This window comes from Umezawaea sp. NPDC059074 (assembly GCF_042738955.1).
Lineage (GTDB): Bacteria > Actinomycetota > Actinomycetes > Mycobacteriales > Pseudonocardiaceae > Umezawaea.
The window spans coordinates 63,677-85,610 of the sequence record NZ_JBHYHC010000019.1; the positions used below are offsets into that span (position 1 = coordinate 63,677).

19 protein-coding genes are annotated in these 21,934 nt (G+C 70.8%); 10 read left to right on the forward strand and 9 right to left on the reverse strand.

Annotation, left to right across the window (positions count from 1 at the left end):
- Positions 1 to 109: 109 nt before the first annotated feature.
- Positions 110 to 490, reverse strand: a complete 381-nt coding sequence (locus tag ACFWW9_RS11765) for a hypothetical protein (protein WP_390374856.1) — start codon at positions 488 to 490, stop codon at positions 110 to 112.
- A gap of 75 nt (positions 491 to 565) precedes the next feature.
- Here ACFWW9_RS11765 and ACFWW9_RS11770 point away from each other — a divergent pair, with 75 nt between their 5' ends.
- Together ACFWW9_RS11770 and ACFWW9_RS11775 are read left to right on the forward strand one after the other, a co-directional pair.
- The gene (locus ACFWW9_RS11770) at positions 566 to 1,966 is read left to right on the forward strand and encodes a M20/M25/M40 family metallo-hydrolase (RefSeq protein ID WP_390374859.1); all 1,401 of its coding nucleotides are present in this window, start codon (positions 566 to 568) and stop codon (positions 1,964 to 1,966) included.
- A complete protein-coding gene (locus ACFWW9_RS11775) occupies positions 1,963 to 3,030 on the forward strand; it encodes a potassium channel family protein (protein WP_390374862.1) in 1,068 nt (355 codons plus the stop codon). The genes ACFWW9_RS11770 and ACFWW9_RS11775 overlap by 4 nt, the downstream gene beginning before the upstream one ends.
- 3 nt (positions 3,031 to 3,033) lie before the next feature.
- On the opposite strand, the gene ACFWW9_RS11780 is transcribed toward ACFWW9_RS11775, so the two are convergent.
- Both ACFWW9_RS11780 and ACFWW9_RS11785 read right to left on the reverse strand, forming a co-directional pair.
- A complete protein-coding gene (locus ACFWW9_RS11780) occupies positions 3,034 to 4,353 on the reverse strand; it encodes a sensor histidine kinase (protein ID WP_390374865.1) in 1,320 nt (439 codons plus the stop codon).
- Entirely contained in the window at positions 4,350 to 5,027 is a 678-nt protein-coding gene (locus ACFWW9_RS11785; protein WP_390374868.1) for a response regulator transcription factor, read from the reverse strand. The genes ACFWW9_RS11780 and ACFWW9_RS11785 overlap by 4 nt, the downstream gene beginning before the upstream one ends.
- A gap of 127 nt (positions 5,028 to 5,154) precedes the next feature.
- Here ACFWW9_RS11785 and ACFWW9_RS11790 point away from each other — a divergent pair, with 127 nt between their 5' ends.
- The gene (locus tag ACFWW9_RS11790; RefSeq protein ID WP_390374871.1) at positions 5,155 to 5,598 is read left to right on the forward strand and encodes a hypothetical protein; all 444 of its coding nucleotides are present in this window, start codon (positions 5,155 to 5,157) and stop codon (positions 5,596 to 5,598) included.
- On the opposite strand, the gene ACFWW9_RS11795 is transcribed toward ACFWW9_RS11790, so the two are convergent.
- The gene (locus ACFWW9_RS11795) at positions 5,595 to 7,367 is read right to left on the reverse strand and encodes a neutral zinc metallopeptidase (protein WP_390374874.1); all 1,773 of its coding nucleotides are present in this window, start codon (positions 7,365 to 7,367) and stop codon (positions 5,595 to 5,597) included. The genes ACFWW9_RS11790 and ACFWW9_RS11795 overlap by 4 nt on opposite strands.
- Before the next feature lie 97 nt (positions 7,368 to 7,464).
- A complete protein-coding gene (locus tag ACFWW9_RS11800) occupies positions 7,465 to 8,715 on the reverse strand; it encodes a neutral zinc metallopeptidase (RefSeq protein ID WP_390374877.1) in 1,251 nt (416 codons plus the stop codon).
- Between the two features lie 137 nt (positions 8,716 to 8,852).
- On the opposite strand from ACFWW9_RS11800, the gene ACFWW9_RS11805 reads away from it, so the two are divergent.
- From ACFWW9_RS11805 to nudC, 4 genes are read left to right on the forward strand one after another with little or no spacing between them, the layout of a single operon-like run.
- Positions 8,853 to 10,532 (forward strand): DUF2207 domain-containing protein, encoded by a 1,680-nt coding sequence (locus tag ACFWW9_RS11805; protein WP_390374879.1) that lies wholly within the window; start codon positions 8,853 to 8,855, stop codon positions 10,530 to 10,532.
- A gap of 9 nt (positions 10,533 to 10,541) precedes the next feature.
- Positions 10,542 to 11,825 carry a M16 family metallopeptidase gene (locus tag ACFWW9_RS11810; protein ID WP_390374881.1) on the forward strand — a complete coding sequence of 428 codons (1,284 nt, stop codon included), beginning with the start codon at positions 10,542 to 10,544 and terminating at the stop codon, positions 11,823 to 11,825.
- Positions 11,822 to 13,210, forward strand: a complete 1,389-nt coding sequence (locus ACFWW9_RS11815) for a M16 family metallopeptidase (RefSeq protein WP_390374882.1) — start codon at positions 11,822 to 11,824, stop codon at positions 13,208 to 13,210. The genes ACFWW9_RS11810 and ACFWW9_RS11815 overlap by 4 nt, the downstream gene beginning before the upstream one ends.
- Positions 13,207 to 14,175 carry an NAD(+) diphosphatase gene (gene nudC / locus ACFWW9_RS11820; protein ID WP_390374885.1) on the forward strand — a complete coding sequence of 323 codons (969 nt, stop codon included), beginning with the start codon at positions 13,207 to 13,209 and terminating at the stop codon, positions 14,173 to 14,175. The genes ACFWW9_RS11815 and nudC overlap by 4 nt, the downstream gene beginning before the upstream one ends.
- 48 nt (positions 14,176 to 14,223) lie before the next feature.
- On the opposite strand, the gene ACFWW9_RS11825 is transcribed toward nudC, so the two are convergent.
- Positions 14,224 to 15,363: an FAD-dependent oxidoreductase gene (locus ACFWW9_RS11825; RefSeq protein ID WP_390374888.1), complete on the reverse strand. Its 1,140-nt coding sequence runs from the start codon at positions 15,361 to 15,363 to the stop codon at positions 14,224 to 14,226.
- Between the two features lie 115 nt (positions 15,364 to 15,478).
- On the opposite strand from ACFWW9_RS11825, the gene ACFWW9_RS11830 reads away from it, so the two are divergent.
- Positions 15,479 to 15,967: a MarR family winged helix-turn-helix transcriptional regulator gene (locus ACFWW9_RS11830; RefSeq protein ID WP_390374891.1), complete on the forward strand. Its 489-nt coding sequence runs from the start codon at positions 15,479 to 15,481 to the stop codon at positions 15,965 to 15,967.
- A gap of 242 nt (positions 15,968 to 16,209) precedes the next feature.
- Here the strand turns inward: ACFWW9_RS11830 and ACFWW9_RS11835 are convergent, their stop codons facing one another.
- The gene (locus tag ACFWW9_RS11835) at positions 16,210 to 17,202 is read right to left on the reverse strand and encodes an NmrA family NAD(P)-binding protein (RefSeq protein ID WP_390374894.1); all 993 of its coding nucleotides are present in this window, start codon (positions 17,200 to 17,202) and stop codon (positions 16,210 to 16,212) included.
- Here ACFWW9_RS11835 and ACFWW9_RS11840 point away from each other — a divergent pair.
- A complete protein-coding gene (locus ACFWW9_RS11840) occupies positions 17,117 to 17,587 on the forward strand; it encodes a MarR family winged helix-turn-helix transcriptional regulator (protein ID WP_390374896.1) in 471 nt (156 codons plus the stop codon). The genes ACFWW9_RS11835 and ACFWW9_RS11840 overlap by 86 nt on opposite strands.
- A 71-nt stretch (positions 17,588 to 17,658) precedes the next feature.
- On the opposite strand, the gene ACFWW9_RS11845 is transcribed toward ACFWW9_RS11840, so the two are convergent.
- Positions 17,659 to 19,518, reverse strand: coding sequence for a lectin (locus tag ACFWW9_RS11845; protein ID WP_390374899.1), 1,860 nt, complete (start codon positions 19,516 to 19,518; stop codon positions 17,659 to 17,661).
- Positions 19,519 to 19,721: 203 nt separating this feature from the next.
- Here ACFWW9_RS11845 and ACFWW9_RS11850 point away from each other — a divergent pair, with 203 nt between their 5' ends.
- Positions 19,722 to 20,918: an ROK family protein gene (locus tag ACFWW9_RS11850; protein ID WP_390374902.1), complete on the forward strand. Its 1,197-nt coding sequence runs from the start codon at positions 19,722 to 19,724 to the stop codon at positions 20,916 to 20,918.
- On the opposite strand, the gene ACFWW9_RS11855 is transcribed toward ACFWW9_RS11850, so the two are convergent.
- Entirely contained in the window at positions 20,889 to 21,380 is a 492-nt protein-coding gene (locus ACFWW9_RS11855) for a hypothetical protein (RefSeq protein ID WP_390374905.1), read from the reverse strand. The genes ACFWW9_RS11850 and ACFWW9_RS11855 overlap by 30 nt on opposite strands.
- Positions 21,381 to 21,934 lie beyond the last annotated feature (554 nt).

A 21,934-nucleotide genomic window follows, 5' to 3' on the forward strand; every position in this document is an offset into this window, starting at 1 on the left:
TCGTTGCGGGGTCAAGGACAGTGGTCAACAGCTGTGAGTGCTTCCCCCACAGCCGAGTGTGATCAGATCACACCCATAGGCGTTCCGGCGGTGCCGAGTGGCAGCGGTCTCATACCGCCGAACGGCGTACCCGGAGCGCCCAAATGATCAAGGGAACCTGGAGCGGCAGCCTTCCCCACGCGATCGCCTTCGCCTTCGGGGCCTTGTCGCGGTAGTCGAGGGCCATCTTCACGTTGGCCGGGAACACCACCGCGAACAGCCCCGCCGCGAGCAGTCCGCCGAGCTTGCGGGTCTTCGGCGCGGCCACCGCGGCCGCCACCGCCAGCTCCGCGACCCCGGACGCGTAAGTCCAGGTCCGGGGCTCGCCGGGCAGCGCGCGGGGCACGATCGCGTCGTACGGCCGCGGCTTGGCGAAGTGCGTCACCCCGGCGGCGCCGAGGAACGCGGCCAGCGCGAGCGCGGACCGCGAACGGGACTGGGTGCCATCCATGCCGCAACACTGTCACGACGCCCGTCCCGCCGCGCGAACGGGGGTTTATTCTTCGCGATCGTGACCGCTGATCCCGTGAATCACGAACCGCCGGAGCGCGCGGCGGTCGCCGCCCTCGCCGAGGAATTCCTCGTTTCCCTCCGGGAGTGGATCGCCATCCCCTCGATCGGCGCGGACCCGGCGCACCACGGCGACGTGGCCCGCTCGGCGCACTGGCTCGCCGACGCCCTGCGCGCGGACGGGTGGCCGGAGGTCGCGGTCTGGGACGAGGGACCCGCCCTGCCCGCCGTGTACGCGTGCTGGCCCGCGGAGGACCCGGCCGCGCCGACGGTGCTGGTCTACGGGCACCACGACGTGCAGCCGGTCGACCCGCTGGAGGCGTGGGAGCACCCGCCGTTCGCCGGGGTCGTCGTCGGCGAGGAGCTGATCGGGCGCGGGGCCAGCGACGACAAGGGGCAGGTGGCGATGCACCTGCTCGGCGTGCGCGCCCACTTGGCGGCGACCGGGGCGACGGCGCCCGCCGTGACGCTGAAGTTCTTCGTCGAGGGCGAGGAGGAGTCCGGGTCGCCGCACCTGGCCGACCTGCTCGCCGGGCACACCGCGGACCTCGCCTGCGACCTCGTGGTGTTCACCGACACCCCGCTCTACGCGCGGGACGCGCCGACCGTGAACACCGGCCAGCGCGGGGTCCTGGGCGCGGAGGTCGTGTTCACCGGCGGCACGTCCGACGTCCACTCCGGCCGCGTCGGCGGCGGCATCCCGAACCCGGCCACGGCCATCGCCCGACTCGTCGCCGCCCTGCACGACGCCGACGGCCGTGTCCAGCTCCCCGGCTTCTACGCCGACGTGGTCGAGCCGACCGCCGTCGAACGGGCGGACTACGCGGCCCTCCCGTTCGACGAGGCCGACTGGCTCGCGGCCACCGCGGGCGGGGCGCGGGCTGTGGCGGGGGAGAAGGGGTGGTCGACGTTGGAGCGGGTCTGGACGCGGCCGACGGCCGAGGTCAACGGCATCAGCGGCGGCTACACCGGGCCGGGGCTCAAGACCATCGTGCCGCGCGACGCGTCGGTGAAGCTGTCGTTCCGGCTCGTGCCCGACCAGCAGCCCGCCCGCATCGCGTCGGCTCTGCGGGAGTTCGTCGCCGCCCACACCCCCGAGGGCGTCACCGCCGAGGTCCGGTTGCGCGGCGACGGCGTGCCGCCCTACGCGGTCGACGTGACCCACCCCGCGAACGTGGCCCTGTACGACGCCGTCCAGCAGGCCTTCGACCAGCCCGTTCGGTACAGCCGCACGGGCGGCTCCGGACCCGCCGCCGTCCTGCACGACGTCCTCGGCGTGCCCGTCGTCTACCTCGGCGCCACCTTGCCGGATGATCGCATCCACGCTCCGAACGAGCGGGTAGTCCTGCCCCTGCTGCTACGAGGCGCCGAAGCCGCCGCCCGGTTGTGGCGATCACTCCCTGAGAGGCTGTCATGATTCGGCGGCTCAACCCTGCCGACCGGCTCACCGACCGGCCCGACCACTCGTTGGTCGGCGTCATCCGGATGCCGGACGCACCGGAAAGCCCAGCCCGCGCCATCATCAAACGGGTCGTCGGCGCCACCGCCGCCCTGTTCGTGGCCGTGCTGATCGTCTACCTCGACCGCGACGGCTACCGCGACGTGAACGGCGACGGCCTGTCCTTCCTGGACGCCGTCTACTACGCCACGGTCTCCCTCTCCACCACCGGCTACGGCGACATCGCCCCGGCCAGCTCCTCGGCGCGCCTGGTGAACGTCCTGGTCATCACCCCCCTGCGGGTGCTGTTCCTCATCGTCCTGGTCGGCACGACCCTCGAAGTCCTCACCGAGCGCTCTCGGCAGGCTTTTCGCATTCAGAAGTGGAGGACCAAGGTGCGCAACCACGTGGTCGTGGTCGGGTACGGGACCAAGGGCCGCTCCGCGGTCAGCGCGCTGCTCGGCGACGGCGTGTCCCCCAGCCACATCGTGGTCGTCGACACGGTCCAGGAGTCCCTCGACTCGGCGTCCTCGATCGGCCTGGTGACCGTGCACGGCTCCGGCACGCGCAACGACGTCCTGCGGGTCGCCGGGGTGCCGAACGCGCGGGCCGTGGTCGTCGCCGCGAACCGCGACGACACGGCCGTCCTGGTGACGTTGACGGCCCGTGAGCTTGCCCCGAAGGCCCAGATCGTGGCGTCGGTGCGGGAACGGGAGAACGAGCACCTGCTCCGGCAGTCCGGCGCGGACTCCGTCGTGGTGTCGAGCGAGACCGCTGGCCGCCTGCTGGGCATGGCCACGTCCACGCCGTCGGTCGTGGACATGGTCGAGGACCTGCTCACCCCGGACGCGGGCCTGGCCATCGCCGAACGCGACGTCGAACCGTCGGAGATCGGCGGCTCCCCCCGCCACCTGCCGGACATCGTGCTCGGCGTGGTCCGCAACGGCACCCTCTACCGCGTCGACGCCTCGGCGGCCGACGCCATCGAGGCCGGGGACCGCCTGCTGTACATCAAGAAGGTGACCCCGCCGGACGAGTCGTGAGCGTCAGCGGGCGCTGAGCGGCAGGGACAGCACGAAGGCCGCTCCCGGCTCGCCGGGGTCGGGGGCGGCGCACGTGAGGTCGCCCCCGTGGGCTCGGGCGACGCCGCGGGCGATCGCCAGGCCCAGGCCCGAGCCGCCGTGGCGGCGGTCGCGGGCCTCGTCGAGTCGGGTCAGGCGGTCGAAGATGCGTTCCCGGTCGGCGAACCCGACGCCGGGGCCGTTGTCCTTCACGGTGATCGTCGCGCGGCCCGCGAAGACGCCCACGTGCAGGCGCACCTTGCCCTCCGGGCCGGTGGCCTGGCGGGCGTTGTCGGAGAGGTTGACCAGCACCTGCGCCAGGCGTTGCGGGTCGCCCACCACGGACACCGCGATGCCCTCGGCCTCGATGTCGAGGTCCGGGGCGAGCAGCCTGCTGCGGGACACCTCGGCCTCGGCCAGCGCCAGCAGGTCCACGGATTCGAGCTGCAACTCCAGGCCCGCGTCGATGCGGGCCAACGCGAGCAGGTCGTCGACGAGCCGCCCCGCACGGCGGGATTCGCGCACCAGCAGGAGGTTCATCCGGTCGCGCTCCTCCGCGCCCGCCTCGTCCAGACCGGTCTGCATCAGGGCCTCGGCGACGGCCTGCACGCCCGCGATCGGGGTGCGCAGCTCGTGCGCGGCGTCCGCGACGAACCGCTTCGTCCGCTCCTCCGACGCCCGCGCGGTCGTCTCCGCGCCCTCCAGCGAGTCGAGCATGTCGTCGAACGCGGCGGCCGTGCGACCCAGCTCGTTGTTGGTGCGCAACGGGTTCAGCCGCCTGCCGCGGTGGCCGCCGGTGATCGAGCGGGCCAGCGTCGTCATCGCGTCCAGCGGCGCCAGCGCGCGCTGCACCACGAAGATGAGGGCGCCCGCCGTGACCGCGAGCGCGCCGAGGCCGACGGCCAGCAGCAGGTTCCGCAGCCGGATCTGGGCGGCGGACAGGACCGACGTGTCGCCGTAGAGCTTGATCGTCGACCCGTCCGGCAGGGCGCGCGTCACGGACCGGAAGCGGTCGCCGTTGTCCGGCTCGCCGCCGAACGTCGTGCCGTCCTGCATGGTCAGCAGCACCTGCACGCCCATGCCGTCGACCTTGTGCACCAACTGGTTCCCGGAGTACTTCTGCGTCTTCGCCAACTGCTGCGCGGTGCGCGCCCGGTCCAGCAGGACGGTCTCGATGTCGCGGCTGGACTGCGACGCGAACAGCGCGTCCACGGTGAACACCAGCGTCACCATGACCGCGAACAGCACGATCATCACCGACAGCGTCACCCGCCGCCGCAGCGAGACCGTCTTCAGCCTGCTCACGGCTCGTCGGCCCGCAGCACGTACCCCAGGCCGCGCACGGTGTGCAGCAGGCGGGGACCGTTCTCCTCCAGCTTCCGCCGCAACGCGCTCACGTGCACCTCAACCAGGTTCGGGTCGTAGTCCTCGTAGCCCCACACGGCCGTGAGGATCTGGGTCTTGCCGACGACGCGCCCGCGCTGCGCCGCCAGGTAGCGGAGCAGCCGCAGTTCCGTCGCCGTCAGCTCGACCGGCTCGGCCCCGCGCAGCACGACGCCGGAATCGGCGTCCACCACCAGGTCGCCGATCTGCACCGTCGACGGCGTACGACCCAGCCTACGCAGCACCGCGCTCACCCTGGCCACGAGTTCGGCCAGCACGAACGGCTTCACCAGGTAGTCGTCCGCCCCGCGGTCGAGCCCGCGCAACCGGTCCGCCACCCCGTCCCGCGCCGTCAGCATCACCACGCCCGCGCCGCTGGACCGCCGCACGACCTCCAGCAGCGCGAACCCGTCGCGCCCCGGCAGCATCACGTCCAGCACCACCAGGTCCGGCCGGAACCGCGCGAGGTCCGCCTCCAGTTCCCGGCCGTCCGCCCGGACCTGCACCTGGTACCCGGCGTCGCGCAGCGCGGACCCCACGGCGGCGCCGATCGCCTCGGCGTCCTCGATGACCAGCACCCGCGCAGCAGTAGACACCTCTGCATTCTGCTGCCACGGACCGGTCGCGCGCTCAGGGAACGGTTCGGCTTCAGCTACCGCTCAGTTGATCATCAACTGCCGGGCGGGGTTACCGGGGAACGGCCGGTCTGCGACGATCCTCCGCGTGGCGGTGAGGCGTAGCCCGGTGACCTGGGGGCTGGTCCTGCTGGTCATCGCGCTGGTGGGACTTGGCACAGCGGTCGCCGTGTGGTGGCCGCTCTCCGGCGCGGGCGAAAACGCTGGTCAACGCGTCGAGGCCACGGTCGTGAAGCCCGCGTCCTGCGGCGCGAGGGACCTCGACCGGATCGAGGTCACCGTCGACGGCAAGGTCCGCCAGGCGAAGCTCGACGGCTGCGGCCACCGCGAGGGCGAGAAGCTCGACGTCCTGCTCCCGTCGGACACCGCCGGCGACTTCACCGCGCAGACCGCGGGCGCGGTGTCGGACAGCGCGCCGTTGTCGAAGCGCCTGGAAACGCTGATGCTGTGCCTGAGCGGGTTGGCGGGCGGGTTCTACGTGTACCTGATCAGCCGCCCGGTGCCCCGGCTGCGGTCGGCGACGGCGGGCTAGCCGACTTCGGCGGCGGGGGCGGCGTAGGTGTTGCAGGCGTCGGTGGTGTTGGCGTCGAAACCGCTGAGCGCCCAGTTGCCCTGGTTGACGGGGCTGCCGTGGGCGTTCTTGTCGGGGGCCTCCTCCATCGCGTACTGGAAGTCCTCCTCGGCGCGGTTGGCCAGCTCGCGGCTGATGGAGCCCTTGCCCGCGGCCGCGCCGAGGAACATGCCCGCGAAGCAGTTCGCCTGGAGCTCGATGCGCCGGGACATCTCCAGGCCCGCCGGGGTCTTCTCGCCCGCGTTGACGATCTTCACGTCGGCCGCGCGCAGCATGCCGGACATGGCCTGGACGTGGTGGCCGTACTCGTGGGCGAGGGTGGCGAGGTGGGTGGCCGGGCGGTCGCCGCCGCCGTTCTCGCGCAGCCTGCCGGTCGGCATGTAGATCATCCGGTTGCGGCCGCAGTAGTACGCGACGGCGTCCTCGGAGGCCGGGGCCGCGCCGCACGGGCCGTCGGACAGCTCGGGGGAGGCGTCCAGCGACGGCGGGTCGAACGGCAGGTTCGCGTCCTTGAGCACCGGTCCCCACGCGGCGTCCAGGCACTTCACGCCCGCGGCGTAGTAGGCGGCGAGCTGGTCGTCGGAGGTGCCGAACTTGGGCAGGTCGCAGGTGATCTCGGGCAACGACCGGGGGGTGACCAGCAGCGGGTGGTCCTCCAGGCGTTGCACGGCCCGCGGGCGGACGGGCTCGGTGCTCGCCGACGACGGGGTCGCGGCGACCGGGGCCGCCACGGCGCGCCCCGCGACCGGCTTCGCGCTGTCGATACCGCTGATCAGGCCCAGCCCGAGCACCGAGCACAGGACCATCGTGAGCACACCGGTCAGCACGGCCGGGTTGTTCTTCTGCTTGGCGGTCACCTTCGCGGGAGCGGGGACGACCGGCGGTTCGTCCAGCTCACCCAGGTCCAGCACGCCCGCGAACACCACGGTGTCGGCGTCGTCCGGATCGCGCACCACCGGCGGCACGGCCGGTTCGGCATCGGGCTCGGTCTCGGCAGCCGGTTCAGGCGCGCTCAGGAACTCGGTCGGCTCGGCCGCGCGGAAGATCTCCGGCACCCCGAACGTCGAGGCCACGGGCGCGGCCACCGAAGGCTCCACGGCCTCGGACGACTCCGCGACCTTCGCCTCGGCCGCCGGGACGGCGAAGAACTCCATCGCCTCGGCCGTCAGGAACGTCTCGGGCTGCTCCTCGGGCTTCTCCTCGGGCACGGAGGCCGCCACGGGCGACGCGAAGAACTTGGTCGCCTCGGGATCGCCGTCACCGGAGGGCTTGCCGTCCTCGACCTCGACGGGCGCGAAGAACTCGGTGGGCTCCGGAGCCTCAGCCGAGGGCGCGTCGTTCTCGGTCGACCGGGGCTCGGGGGCGGGCTCCTGGTCCTCCGGCTCGACCGGCGCGAAGAACTCGGTCACCGCGGGCTCGGGGGCTTCGGCGGGCGGCTTGTCGTCGGACTCGGCCCGCGCGAAGAACTCGGTCACCTCAGGCTCGAGAGCTTCGGCCGACGGCTTTTCGACCTCGATCGGTGCGAAGAACTCGGTCGCCGCGGGAGCGTCGGGGGAGGGCTTGTCGTCCTCGGCCGACCGGGGTTCGGGAGTGGGCTCGTCGGTGTCCGGAACCGGTTCCGCGGAAACCTCGGCCTCCACCGGGGTCTCGGTCTCCGGCGTCACGACGTCGTCGGTCCCGCCAGCCGACGCCACGGGTTCGTCCGTCCCCGACCCAGCCTCCACAGCCACCCCGCCGTCACCCTCGACCAACCCGTCCAGGTCCCCGCCAGCCCCACACTCGACCACACCGCGGCCGCCCCCACCCGCCGAAACGCCGAAGACCCGACTAGCTGACGCTCTGCGGATCCGCCAGCCACGTGTTGCAGGCGCTCGTCTCGTTGTTCGTGAAGCCGTTCATCACCCATTCCGCGTTGCGCTCGGGGGCGCCGTGGTCGCGGTTGGGGTACACGGGGTAGTCGCCCCTGGTGCTCGCGTCGCGCAGCGCCACGTCGATCACGTCCCTCGGGATCGCGCCGTGCGAGAGGGGCGCGAGGCTCATCCCGCCGAAGCAGGTGGCCTGCAACTCCTTGCGCCGGTTCAGCTCGAGGCCCGCCGGGGTGTCCCAGCCGCCCTTGTCGTACTGCGCCTCGCCCGAGGCCCGCAGGATCCCGGACAACCACTGGATGTGGTGACCGTACTCGTGCGCGAGCTGCCCGAGGTACTTGCCGGGGTGGTTCGGGTTGTTCGCGCCCTGCTCACCGGCGTAGTAGTTGGCCGTCCAGTAGATCGTCCCGTCGCAGTACATGGCGGTCCGGTCCGGGCCCATCTGGCCGCACGGGTTGGTGATGGCGGACGTGACGATGACCAGCTCGACCGGCTGGTACGGCAGGTTGGCCTTGGTGAACGACGGCTTCCACATGTTCTCGATGCACGGCAGCGCCGCGCGCAGGAAGGTGTCCTGGCCCGCGGGGGAGTAGTCCATGCCCGGCAGGGCGCAGCCGTCGATGTCGAACGCCCCGAGCCCGGCCTTGTGGATCGGGTTGTCGCCGAGCTTGATCACGGCCTTGGGGCCCGCGGGCTTGGAGGAGGTGCCCGACGCCGTCGGGGCCTTGCTCGTGCTGGCGCGCGCGCCGGTCGTCGTCGCGACGGTGGTCGTGGTCGTCGGCTGGGGCGTGTAGCTGTACGTCGAGTACCCGGAGTAGCCGGCGTCGCTGGCGCGGTTGGGCGTGCCGGTGGCGGCGACCACGCCGATGAGCGCGATCCCGAGGATCGCGACGGCGAACAGGACACCCGCGACCAGCGGGCCGTTGTTCTTCTTAGGAGGGTAGGGCGGGTACTGCGGGTACGGGCTCCAGCCGAGGCCGCCGGGAGGGCCGGGAGGGGTGGGGCCCTGCGGGGCGCCGAGGGGGGCTTGGAACCGCGCGGGCTGCTGGCCCCACGCGCTGGGAGGGGTCGAGGCGATCGGGGGCGGCATGACCGGCCGCGGCGGGGGCAGCGGGGGCCCGGCCTGCCTCGGGCCGTGGCGCAGACCGGGCCACTGGGACTGCGGGGGGCCTTGGCCGGGCGGCGGTTGCCGGGGGTGCAATGGCGCGGGCACCGGAGGCGGCCCTACCGGTCGGGGCGGCGGCCAGCCACCCGGCGGCGGTGGTTGCGTCATTGGTTGAGGTTCCCCCATTATCGCTTCTACCCGAATCAGCACAAGAGCATAGGCGGACTCCGCTATTGTCCGCGGCCGTGTTGAAAAACTGGGGAGTCGCGTTGATCGGCGCGGTCGCGTTGTGCGGTTTCGCGGGTCCGGCGATCGCCCAACCCTCCAGTGGCCAGGCGCTTCCCGGCGCGTTCGGCACCGACGTGCGGCTGAAGTTGGAACGCGACGGCACCGTCACCGTCACCGAAGTCGTCACCGTGCCGGAAGGCAGGTCCGCCCACCGCGCGGTGCCGCTGCGGATCGCCGTCGGCGACAACCGCGACCGGGTGTTCGAGATCAAGGACGCCTCCGTCGAGGGCTCTGGCTCGGCGTCCGCGAACGCCGAGGAGTTCACCGTCTCGGTGAACTCCGGCACCTCCACTATTCACTACGTGCTGGTGGGCGCGGTCGCTCAAATCGGCGACACTTTGGAGTTGCGCTGGCAGCCCGCCAGCGGGTGGGACACGACCCTCGACTCGGTGTCGATGTCGGTCATCGCGCCGGATGCGCCCAGGTCGGTGACGTGCCTGGCCGGTCCGCCCGGCTCGTCGTCGCCGTGCACGACCGCCGAACTCGGCGACGGCCGCGGGGTGCGCGCGAAGGAGATCGCGCTCGCGCCCGGCGACCGGGTCGACATCGCCGTCGGCCTCCAGGACGGGGCAGCTCCCGCCAACGCCAGGGTCGTCGAGAGCACCGGACTGGCCGCCGCGTTCGCGCTCACCCCGTCCAGCGCCATCGCGCTGGTGGCGCTCGTGCTGCTGCTCGCGGGCGGGTTCACCCTGCTCTGGTTCCTGCGCGGCCGCGACGCCCGCGCGCTGGCCGCCGACGTCGGCCAGGTCAACGTGCTGGTCGCGGGCTCCGACGGCGGGGTCGCGTTCGCGTCGCCGGACGGCGTGCTGCCCGGCCAGGTCGGCACGGTCGTGGACGAGCACGTCGACGTGGTGGACGTGACCGCCACGATCATCGACCTCGCCGTCCGCAACTACCTGTGGATCTCCGAGGTCGGCTCCCCCGGCGGGGTGCTGGACTGGACGCTGGTCCGGCGCAACCCGGTCGACGCGTCGCTGTCGGGCTACGAGCGGGCCGTGTTCGAGGCGCTGCTGCCCGACGGCGTGGACTCGGTGCTGGTCTCCGAGCTGCGCAACCGCAAGATCGACCTCGCCGAGGTCCGCGACCGCCTCTACACCGACGTGGTCGACAAGAACTGGTTCACCCGCCGCCCGGACGCCGTCCGCGGCCGGTGGTCGCTCTACGGCGTGGCGCTCGCCGTCGCCGGGGTCGGCCTCACGGTCGGGCTCGCGCTCAGCGGCGGCGCGGCCCTGCTCGGCCTGGTCGTCGTGGTCGCGGGCCTCGCCCTCACGTTCGGCGCCCGCTCGATGCCCGCCCGCACCAAGCGCGGCAGCGTGCTGCTGGAGCACGTCCGGGGCCTGCGCGGCTACCTGCACGCGGTCACGCCCGGTGACATCCCCGAGGCCGACCGCGAAATGGTCTTCTCCCGCTCCCTGCCCTACGCGGTGGTGCTGGGCGCCACGGACCGCTGGCTCGGCACGTTCGCGCCACTCGCGTCCGGGGCGGGCGGCACGCCGGGGCTGTACTGGTTCGGCGAGTCCGAGGGCAGCCCTGACCTCGGTCGCTTCGCCCGGCACTTCCCGGCGTTCCTCGGCGCGCTCGACGGTGTGCTCGCCCAGGCGGGGCACCTCCGATCACTCCGGGGTCAGAAGCCGTAGGCTGCTTTCATGGCGCTACCCGAACTGCACAGGTTCACGCTTCCCAACGGACTGCGGGTGGTGCTCGCCCCCGATACGAGTGCCCCGGTGGTCGGCGTGAGCGTGCACTACGACGTCGGCTTCCGGTCCGAGCCCGAGGGGCGCACCGGCTTCGCGCACCTGTTCGAGCACTTGATGTTCCAGGGCAGCGAGAGCCTGGAGAAGCTCGCGCACTTCCGGCACGTGCAGTCCTCCGGCGGCACGTTCAACGGATCGACGCACCCCGACTACACCGACTACTACGAGGTGCTGCCGTCGGCGGCACTGGAGCGCGCGCTGTTCCTCGAAGCGGACCGCATGCGCGCCCCGAAGATCACCCAGGAGAACCTCAACAACCAGATCGACGTGGTGAAGGAGGAGATCCGCCTCAACGTGCTGAACCGGCCGTACGGCGGTTTCCCCTGGATCCTGCTGCCGCCCGTGCTGTTCAAGACGTTCCCGAACGCCCACAACGGCTACGGCGACTTCACCGACCTGGAGAACGCCACCGTCGAGGACTGCGCGGCCTTCTTCGACACCTACTACGCGCCCGGCAACGCCGTGCTGACCGTGGCGGGCGACTTCACCGTCGAGGGCGCGACCGCGCTGGTCGAGAAGCACTTCGGCGACGTGCCCGCGCGCACGGTGCCGGAGCGCCCGTCGTTCGCCGAGGACGCGCCCAAGGGCGAGATCCGCTCCGAGCACACCGACCCGCACGCGCCGTTCCCGGCCGTGGCGATCGGCTACCGCGTCCCGAACCCGGTGACCGAGCTGGACGCCTACCTCGCCTACCTGGTGCTGGCGGGCGTGCTGACCGACGGCGACGGCTCCCGCCTCCAGCAGCGGCTGGTGCACCGCGACGCCATCGTCACGGACATCAACGCGGGCTGCGGCCTGTTCGGCCCGCTGGAAGCGCGGGACCCGGACAGCTTCACCATCACCGCGATCCACGCCCCGGACGTGCCCGTGGAGCGGGTCATCGCCGCGCTGGACGAGGAGCTCCAGCTCATCGCCGAGCAGCCCCCGACCGCGGAGGAGCTGGCGAAGGTGACCGCCCGCTGGGCGTCCACCATGCACCGCGAGCACGACCGGCTCACGAACCGCACCCTGGGCCTCGGCTCGGCGGAGCTGCTGTTCGGCCGCGCCGAGCTGATCCACGAGCTGCCCGAGCGCATCGCCGCCGTGACCGTCGACGAGGTCGCCGCCGCCGCGAAGGCCCTGCGCCCCGACTCGCGCGCCATCCTGATCGTCAACCCCGCCGGAGGTACCGAGTGAGCGCCCCAGTGTCGCACCGCAGCGCCGAGCAGATCGGCCGCACGGAGCAGGGGCCCCGCCCGCTTCCGGAGCTGAGCGAGCAGCGCGCGCCCGCCGACCTGTCCACTGTGGACACGACGATCGCCAACGGCCTCCGGGTGGTCGCGGTCCGCCGCGCGTCCGTGCCGATGGTCGAGGTCCGCCTGCGGATCCCGTTCGCCGACCCGGCGGCGACCAGCGTCGGCTCGCAGCACTCGGCGTGGGGCGAGGTGCTGGCGAACACGATCCTCACCGGCACCGCGACCCGCGACCGGATCGCGATCGACACCGAGCTGGCGCTGGTCGGCTCGGAGCTGGACGCGGTCGTCGACCCGGAGCGGCTGAGCATCTCCGGCAGCGTCCTGGCGACCGGCCTGGACACCGTGCTCGACGTGATCCGCGACGTGCTGACCGGCGCGACCTACCCGGCCGACGAGGTGGACCGCGAACGCGACCGCCTCGTGGAGCGGATCGCGCTGGCCCGCTCGCAGCCGAACGTGATCGCCCGCGAGGCCCTCCAGAAGCACCTCTACGGCGACCACCCGTTCGCCAAGGAGATGCCGGAGGCCGACGAGGTCGCGCGGGTCACCCGCGACGAGGTCGCCGCGCTGCACACCAGGGCCGTGCTGCCCAAGGGTTCGGTGCTGGTGCTGGTCGGCGACATCGACCCGGACGCCATCGTCGGCACGGTCGAGTCCGTGCTGGCCGGGTGGACCGGCGAGGGCACCGCCGTCACGATCAGCCCGCTGCCCGAGGTCACCCCCGGCGACGTGCGGCTGATCCACCGGCCCGGCGCCGTGCAGTCGCAGATCCGGCTGGCCGCCCGCGCGGTCGAGCGGACCGACCCGAAGTACCCGGCGCTCCAGATCGCGAACCTGGTGTACGGCGGCTTCTTCTCGTCGCGCCTGGTGGAGAACATCCGCGAGGACAAGGGCTACACCTACAGCGCCCGCTCGCACCCGGAGTTCACCCCGCACGGCGCGAGCCTGATGATCGACGCGGACACCGCGAGCGACGTCACGGCCGCCGCCCTGCTGGAGACCCGCTACGAGCTGGCCCGCCTGGGTCTCGTGCCGCCGTCGGCGGACGAGGTGGACGTGGCCCGCCGGTACGCCATCGGCTCGCTGCTGACCGCGACCTCGTCGCAGGGCGGCCTCGCGTCGTTCCTGGTGAGCCTGGCCGGTCTGGGCCTCGACCTCGACTGGTTCGTGGCGCACCCGGAGCGGCTGGCGAAGGTCACCGTGGAAGAGGTCGCGGCGGCCGCGCTGGAGTTCTTCGCCCCCACCGCGTTCACCGGCGTCCTCGTCGGCGACGCGGACAAGCTGGCGCCGCAGCTGAAGGCGCTGGGTGGAGTGACCCTGCCGTGACCGGTCCGTTCGAACTGCTGGACCTCCCGGCGCTCTCCCGGTTCACCGTGGACCGCCGGGAGCCCCTGCGAGCCGACGCGGAACGCCTGACCGCCCTGTGGCCGAAGGCACGGGTGATCGCCGTGGACAAGCGCGGCCGCACGATGGTGGCGGACAAGGGCACCCGGATCGTCGACCAGTCCGCACTGGAGTTCGGCGACAACCCGCCGGCGGACGCCGTGCTGCTCGGCGAGCAGGACGGCGTCGCCTACTGGGGCGTCCCCCTGCCGGACGACCCGACGGAAACCCAGATCAGCCCGGCCAGGGCCTGGCAGTTCCCGGACCTGACCGACGACCCGCAACTGCTGGACCTGCGGGCCGTGGGCGCGCTCCTGGACGACACCGGGGCGGGCCTGCTGACCTCGGCGGTGGCGGCCTTCGCGTGGCACCGCAACGCGAAGTTCTGCGCCCGCTGCGGCTCACCGACGGAGTCGGTCAAATCCGGCTGGGCCCGCGTCTGCACGAAGTGCTCCCACGAGGAGTACCCCCGCACCGACGCGGCCGTCATCTGCCTGGTCCACGACGGCGTGGGCGGCAACGGCGAGAACGTCCTGCTGGCCAGGGGAGCGGGCTGGCCGGAAGGCCGCTACTCGGTCCTCGCGGGCTTCGTCGAGGCGGGCGAATCCCTGGAAGCCTGCGTGGCAAGGGAAATCGTCGAAGAGGTCGGCGTGACGGTCACCTCCATCCGCTACCTGGGCAGCCAACCGTGGCCGTTCCCCAGGTCGCTGATGGTCGGCTTCACCGCCATCGCCGACCCGGCGGAACCACTGGTGCCAGCGGACGGCGAGATCGCCCAAGCCAAGTGGGTCAGCCGTGACCTGGTCCGCCAGGCCTTGGCCGAACCGGGCAGCGTAGAAGACCTCCTGCTGGCACCAGGCGCGTCGATCGCCTACCGGATGATCTCCTCCTGGGCCGCGGCCACCTGAGCAAGTCACCGGTGCGGTGGTGTCGACCACCGCACCGGTGAACCGCCGTCAGTGGCGGTGACCGTAGGTCTTCGCGCGGCTCATCATGTCCCGCAGGTTCGCGGGCGCGTTGTAGCCGAAGGTCTGCTCGAAGGACTGGTAGCCCTCGATCGAGGACGCGGCACTGCGCGGCACCATCTGCTCGGCAAAGGCCGTGAACGCCGCCTCGACATCCCCGCGAGAGTCCACGATCGCCAGCGCGAGCTGCGCGCCGTCGTAGAGCGCCCAGTTGGCCCCATCACCGTCCGGCGGGGTGAGGTGCGCGGCGTCGCCGATCAACATGACACCGGGAACGCGGTCCCACGTGTGCCCCAACGGCAGCCCCCAGATCGGCCGCGCGACCGGCGTGGTCTCACCCCTGGTCACCAGCTCCAGCAACTCCGGAGCCCACCCCGGCCCGAGCTGCCGGGCGACTTCCCCGAGTGCCTGTTCACGGTCGGAGAAGTCGACAGTCCGCATCCACTCCAGGGGCTTCTTCAACACGACGTAGGTGTGGATGACGTCGTTGGCCTCGCGGTGGCCGAAGATCCCCCTTCCCGGCTCCATCGCCAGCATCGCCCCACTGCCGACCAGGGCCGCACTGCGCTGGTGGCGCACCTCGACGTCGTGGAGGAACGTCTCCACCCACACGGTCCCCAGGTACTCGGGCGAGGCCCCGTTGAGGTGGTCCCGAACCCGCGACCAGGCCCCGTCAGCGCCGACCAGCACATCGGTCTCCGTCGACGACCCGTCGGCGAAGGTGACCGTGTGCCGTTCGCCGGACGAGATGGACACGGTCTTGTGACCCCACTTGATGGTGCCGGGCGGCAACGACTCGACGAGAATCCGCCGCAACTCCCCGCGCAGCACTTCCGGATTGCCCAACTCCCCGTCGTCAGGAATCTCCCCGACAACCTCTCCGTCGGACCCGAGGAACCGCATGGCCTCACCCCCCATGTTGACGATCGACCGGAACTCCTCAAGCAGCCCGCACTCCCGCAGAGCGACCTGCCCGTTGAAGTCGTGGATGTCGAGCTGCCCACCCTGAGCACGCCCGGTGGGCGAGGCCTCAGCCTCGTAGACGGTCGAGGCGATGCCGTGGACGTGCAGCACACGAGCGAGGACCAGCCCCGCCAGCCCGGCCCCGATGATGGTGATCGATCCGTTCACTGCACTGGCTCCTCGCGTCAGGTGATGGGTCTCCCATCATCATGCCGCAAAGTTATTTTGTCGCAAAACTATGATGCGTCACATAGGATCCCACGGGACGGAGAGGAGGTCGGCCATGCCTGAAGCCGAGCCGAACGGGCCGAGCGAGCAGTACGAGCACGTGCTGCGCAGCCTCACGGCCTTCAGCGCCACACGGAAGGAACTGGCACGGGTCTTCGCCAAAAGCGTGCGCATCCACACCACGGACGCCGACGCGGTAGTGCTGATCATCGAGGCCGAAGACAGAGGCGCACCACTGACCCCGGCACGCCTGGCCGAACGCGTAGGCCTATCCCCAGGCGCAACCTCAATCCTGCTAGGACGCCTCGAGCAAGCAGGACACATCGAACGCACCAGGGAAGAAACCGACCGACGAATCGTGACCCTGCGCTCGACAACAACAATCAACGCCAAAGCAGACGCCTTCTTCGAACCACTGCAACAACAACTTGATCAGGCACTAGGCGAATTCACCAAGGAACAACTAGCCCTAGTAGCCCGCGCAGCCGACAACCTCCGCACCACCATGGAGACCTACCTCCGCGACAGCGACACCACCCCATAGACCCGACTGCCCATCTGCCAGAGCTCGCAGAGCCGATTGCCTACCTGCTGGGGCTGGCTGGTTGGTACGTGTCCGATTTTATTTGGGGGATTTGCCCCTTAAAATTGGAGATCGGGCAGGGCTTTGGGGCACTGCCTTTTGGCCCGATCAAGGGGCAAATCTAGGGGCCCCAAATCAAATCGGACACAGCGGGCTGGAAAACGAAGCCGCCAGGCGACCAAGCTGGAAGCCGAAGCCGCAGTTCACCCCTCCCGCAGCAACTCACCCCACGGCATCCCCGCCACCACATCGGCATACCGCGTCCAAGTGATCTCCGGCAACGCGGGAACCGCCACGTCCAACCCCACCTCACTGAAGTACCGGAACATCAACGCCAAATCCATCGAATGCCGCTCCACCACCTCCATCGGCGGCCGATGATGCCGAATCGGCGACCCGATGGCCGCCGTCAACACCGAAGCCATCGCCGCAGGCGTAGTCACCTCTCCCGCCAAATCCATCCGCACCCGGTCAAACCGCCCAGGCTGCTCCAACGCCAACACAGCCACAGCGGCGATATCGGCAACAGCCACCAGGTGCATCGGAGCATCGGAAGGCATCGGCAACCCGAGCACCCCCCGCCGCAGCCCGCTCAACGACCACTCACCGAACTTGTCATCCACGAACGCGGCGGGTCCGAGCACCGTCCACCGCACAGACCCAGCCGCCAAGTGCTCCTCAATCCGCTGCTTGCTGTCGAAGTGCGGAATCCCCGTGCCCCGGTCCGCATTGGCGGCCGACGTGAACACGATGTGATCCACACCCGCCGCCGCATCGACCAACGCGATCCCCTGCCGAGTCTCGGTGGCCGGATCAGTCCCGAACGGCGTGGTCACCGCGAACACAGACCCAACACCGACCAACGCGGCCGACAGCGACGCCGGATCGTCAAAATCCCCTCCAACCACCTCCGCCCCCGCCGCCCGCAACCGCCCGGCGGCAGCACCGCCGGGATCCCGCGTAAGAGCACGCACAACATGCCCACGAGCAAGCAGCAATCGAGCAACAGCGCCGCCCTGAGCGCCAGTGGCACCAGTAACCAAAGTTGTCATGCGAAAAGATTGACACTGAAAACGTCCCGGCGTCAAACGAATTGCTAGGATGACCGCCATGACCGAGCCGAGCGACGCCCTGCTGGCCTGGCTGTACGCCCACCAGGGCGTGGAGGCGTCCCAGTCGGCGATGAGCGACCGCATGGAAGCCGTAGCGGGCTGCTCGCTGCTCGAGCACTCGGCCCTCTACCGGCTGAAGATGAACGGCGGCAGACTCCGCATGCTGGACCTGTCCGATCTGCTCTCGGTGAGCCCGAGCGGCGTGACGCGCCTGGTCGAACGCCTGGTGAAACGCGGCTGGGTAGCCCGCGAACAGCCGCCGGACAACCGCAGACTGGTCTACGCCGTCCTGACCGAGCAGGGCAGGCGGATGGTCGAGGACGTCACGGCCGCCGCCTACCGCGACACCGTGGCCGCCGCCTTCTCCGACCACCTGGACGACCGCGACATCGCCGACCTCAAACGCGTCGGCCGCAAACTCCTGGAAGCCCACGGCCGCTGGGACGAACAGCGCTTCGCGACGGACTGAGAAAACGGACCGGGAAACGGAGAAGGGGGCAGGAGGTCCGCCAACCCCCTGCCCCCTTCAGCCCTGGCGTGCTACGCCGTCACGGTCCACTTCTGGTTGGCCGCACCCGTGCAGGCCCAGATCTGGGCCAGGGTGCCGTTCGCCGAGGAGTTGCCGGTCGCGTCCAAGCACTTGTTCGTGGCCGGGTTCACGATGTCGCGGGACGACGTGACGTTCCACTTCTGGTTGTTGCCGCCCGCGCAGTCCCAGATCTGGAGTTTGGCGCCGTCGGCGACGCTGTTGTCCTTGATGTCCAGGCACTTGCCGAGCACGCGGATCGTGCCGTCGGTGCCCACGGTCCACTTCTGCGCGGTGCTGCCGTTGCAGTCGTAGAGCTGCACCGCGGTGCCGTTGGTGCTGCTCGCGCCCGCGACGTCGAGGCACTTGCCGCCCAGGCCGGTGATCGTGCCGCCGGTGGCGGGCGGGGTGCCGCCCTGCGTGCCGTTCCAGGTGAACGTGGCGGTCGTGCGGGCGGGCAGGCTGTAGTTGAACGACGAGTTGCCCCAGTTCACCTTGACGTTCTGGGTGCTGCCGGTCGTGTTGTACGCGATGAGGGCCTTCGAGCCGTCGGTGTTGCGCCACGCGACGTTCTTGACCGACCCGTTGTCGTTGGACTCGATGCGCTGCGCGCCCGGCTTCACGAACTTGGTCAGGTGGCCCATCGTGTAGTACTCGACGTTGTAGGTGACCTGGCCGCGCTTGCCGTCGTTGTTGTGCACGGTGATGAAGCCGGTGCAGGTGCCGCAGCCGCCGTTGTGCGGGTTCATCTGCTCGTCGAGCGCGAGGCTCCACTTGACGACCGAGCTGCCCCAGTTGCGGGTGTAGTCGATGATGTTGAACATGTCCTCGCGGTGCTGGTCGCCGATCCAGGTGCCGCCGGAGTGCTCGGTGTCGAACGCCTTGACGTTCGGGAACTCGTTGTGCGCGGTGGTCTGCGCGGAGACGTCACCGACGTAGCCGTGCCACGCGATGCCGCCGAACAACGGGTCGTTCACGATCGCCGGGTCTTGGAGCTGCGGCTTGACCCACGTGTTGTAGCCGTCCCAGTTCCAGTCGTAGATCAGCACCTTGGTGTTGATCCCGGCCGCCCGGAACGCGGGGTAGATGCCGTTCTTGGTGAAGTTGATCAGGCCCGCGGTGTTCCACTGCATCGACGGGTAGCCGGGGCAGCAGCCCGGCTCGTTCTGCGGCGTCACGTAGTCGATCGGGATGCCCCGCGACTGGTAGGCCTGCACGTACTTGGCGAAGTACTGGCCGTAGGTGCCGTAGTACTCGGCCTTCAGCCAGCCCTGGCGCATGGAGTTGTTGTCCTTCATCCACGCGGGCGCGCTCCACGGGGACGCCATCACGCGCAGCGCCGGGTTCAGCTCCTTGGCGCGCTTGGTCAGCGGCAGCACGTCGGCGAGGTCGTGGTCGATCTTGAAGTCGTTGACGTCGCAGCACGTGTCGTCGTAGGAGTAGTCGAACCGCGCGAGGTCCGTCGACGCCATCGGGTTGCGGGTCATCGACAGGCCGATGCCGTTGACCGGGTCGAACAGCTTCTTCATCGTGTCTTCGCGGGTGGCGGCGCTGAGGTAGCCGCTGCTGTTCATCAGCCACGCGGCGCTGTCGGTGAACGACGCGCCACCGCCCTCGAACGTCTGGTAGCGGGTGTTCTCGTTGACCGTGATGGTCTGGCCGCCGGTGCCCGTGCCCGCCGCGAAGGTGACCGGGGTCTGCGGCTGGAGACCCCTCGTCACCTGCGTCCCGCGGTCGGCGCTGGTGGTGGTCGTCAGCCACACGTTGACCTGTTCGCCCGCGGCCTGCGCGGGCGCGTTCGGCACGGCGACCACGGCTGCCGCCAGCAGCGTGGCGCCGAGGGCGGAGAGTAGGGACCTTCGAGGCTTCGGCATGGCAGGGTTCCTCGTTCCGTACTGGACAGCTGAGCAGGGCAGCTGGGGCGTGGTGGCGACCTTGCGTTACCGGGTTCAGGGATCGGCTGGCATAGTCGGGGTGTCCGGCATCACGCCTTATTTCAAGATGTGATTTAACCCATGTGACCTCAGGGCGTCAAGGCTTGGCAAAGGGGAGTGCAGTGCAGCGGAGCAAGCGGACGATGCGCGACTTGAGGACGAGCAACCGCGCCCGCGTGTTGCGCAGGCTGTACTTCGACGGCCAGTTCAGCCGCCACGAGCTCGCGGGCGCGACCGGGCTGAGCCAGGCGTCGGTCAGCAACGTCGTCGGCGAGCTGGTCGAGGACCAGGTCGTGGTCGAGGCGGGTCTGGTCGGCTCCGACGGCGGCAGGCCCCGCGTGCTGCTCCGCGTCAACCCCGACCACGCGTGCGTGGTGGGCGTCGACGTCGGCGAGACGCACGTGCTGGTCGAGGTCTTCGACCTCACCCTGCGGCGGCTCGCCATGAGCACGTTCCAGATGGACACGATCGCCAACCGGGGCGAGGCCGTGGTCGAGCGCGTGCTCGCGGGCCTCGCCCAGTGCGTCGAGGACAGCGGCGTGGACCCCGGCCGGATCCTCGGGGTGGGCGTCGGCGTTCCCGGTCTCGTCGAGCGCGGGTCGGAGCTGCTGGTCCACGCCCAGACCGTCGGGTGGAACGGCGTGCCCCTGGAGCGGATGCTGCGCGCCGGGACGGACCTGCCGCTGTTCATCGACAACGGCGCGAACACGCTGGGTCAAGCGGAGATGTGGTTCGGCGCGGGCCGGGGCGCGCGCAACGCCGTGATCGCCCTCATCGGCTCCGGCGTCGGCGCGAGCGTCATCGCCGACGGCGTGCCGTACCGCGGCGCTTCGGGCGGCGCGGGCGAGTGGGGCCACACGACGCTGTCGCTGGACGGCAGGCCCTGCCGGTGCGGCGCGCACGGCTGCCTGGAGGCGTACATCGGCGCGAAGGGCGTGCTGAGCAGGCACCGCGAGGCCGCGGGGCTGCCGCAGGAGATCGAGGACGAGGAAGTGGCGCTGCGCGACCTGCTCGCCGAGGACTCGCAGGCGGCGCGGGAGGTGCTGAACGAGACCGCCCGCTACGCCGGGGCGGGCATCGGCAACCTGATCAACATCTTCAACCCCGAGCGGGTGATAGTGGGCGGCTGGGCCGGCCTGCTGCTGGGTGAGCGGCTGCTGCCCGCCATCCGCGAGGTGGCCGCGAAGCACTCCCTGCACCACCCGTACCAGCAGGCGAAGATCAAGCTGTGCGAGCTGGGCACCGAGTCGGTCGCGATGGGCGCGGCGACGCTGCCCGTGGCGGAGTTCCTGGGCGCGGGCGGCGTGCGGTCATCCGCCCTGATGAGGCCCACCGGCTAGGGCCAGCGCGCGTTCGGCGACCTTCCGCACGACCGGATCGGCCTCGGGCCACGCCCCTCCGGCGAGGACGGCCGTCAGCACCTCGTCGGCGCGTGCGACGACGCCGTCGAACTCCTCGGCGGGAATGCCGTCGTACCGGCGGACCTGGGCGAGCCACTGGGACCGCCACGACATCTGGCCGGGCGGCACCAGCACGGGCCGCCCGTGCACCACCCGCAGCACCTCCGGCAACGACGTTCCGTCCACCCGGAGGTGCTCGTCCAACCGCACCACCGACAGCTGCCGCCGGGCCGGGGCGGCGACGTCCTTGTGCAGCACGGCGCTCAAGCCGCGGGCCATGTCCTCGTCGACGACCTGGAGGCTGAACGCGGAGCGCCCGCCTTCCAGCGTCTCCAGCGCCACGCGCCACAGCTCGGCCAGTCCGGGGAGGTCGTAGCGGTCGCGGAGGTCGTCGTCCAGCACCCGCCAACCCTAACGCCGCTGCCCGCTCGGGCACCGCCCGGTCTACCGCCTGGTTGAGCGATCAACGAATTGGCCGGACCGGACCGCCATATCACCCCGGTCCGCTCCCGACAAACGGCGGAGGTTCATCCGGGAAGCCGGGGAAGGTGGGTTCGGGCAGCCTTTGTTGATCATTATTGACCCGCCTGGATCAGCCGTGGTCAAGTCGTGCCCGAAGGTTATGCAGAGATTAAGGGTCCGGTGTTCGTGCTGGTGCCCGTCCCGACAGCGGGGAGGTCCCCAATGCGCTGGTGGCTTGCTCCCGCTTCTGCGACAGGACATTCACATGTGTGACCTGCTCGACGGCCCGAGACGCCCGGAACGATTCCGCGCGCGGAATACCGCGAACTCCGCGAATGCGTCAGCCGTGAAACACGGCGGCTACCACTACGGCGCCACCAGGCCCAACGCCGCCCCGGCCCAGGTCGTCTGGGTCCAGGCCACCCCAGGCCCCCTGCACGACCGCCGCCTCTGACCCGCCCGCCTGCCGCGCCTTCCCGACCCGACTCGTGACC

Excerpts from the sequence above, each read along its gene's own strand:
- ACFWW9_RS11765 (WP_390374856.1), bottom strand. The coding sequence starts at position 490 with ATGGATGGCACCCAGTCCCGTTCGCGGTCCGCGCTCGCGCTGGCCGCG.
- ACFWW9_RS11835 (WP_390374894.1), bottom strand. The coding sequence starts at position 17,202 with ATGCGGTCGCTCATCGCCGACTGGGACGCCTCCACGCCCTGGTGGGCG.
- ACFWW9_RS11775 (WP_390374862.1), top strand. The coding sequence starts at position 1,963 with ATGATTCGGCGGCTCAACCCTGCCGACCGGCTCACCGACCGGCCCGAC.
- ACFWW9_RS11850 (WP_390374902.1), top strand. The coding sequence starts at position 19,722 with ATGCGCGACTTGAGGACGAGCAACCGCGCCCGCGTGTTGCGCAGGCTG.
- ACFWW9_RS11830 (WP_390374891.1), top strand. The coding sequence starts at position 15,479 with ATGCCTGAAGCCGAGCCGAACGGGCCGAGCGAGCAGTACGAGCACGTG.
- ACFWW9_RS11845 (WP_390374899.1), bottom strand. The coding sequence starts at position 19,518 with ATGCCGAAGCCTCGAAGGTCCCTACTCTCCGCCCTCGGCGCCACGCTG.
- ACFWW9_RS11840 (WP_390374896.1), top strand. The coding sequence starts at position 17,117 with ATGACCGAGCCGAGCGACGCCCTGCTGGCCTGGCTGTACGCCCACCAG.
- ACFWW9_RS11810 (WP_390374881.1), top strand. The coding sequence starts at position 10,542 with ATGGCGCTACCCGAACTGCACAGGTTCACGCTTCCCAACGGACTGCGG.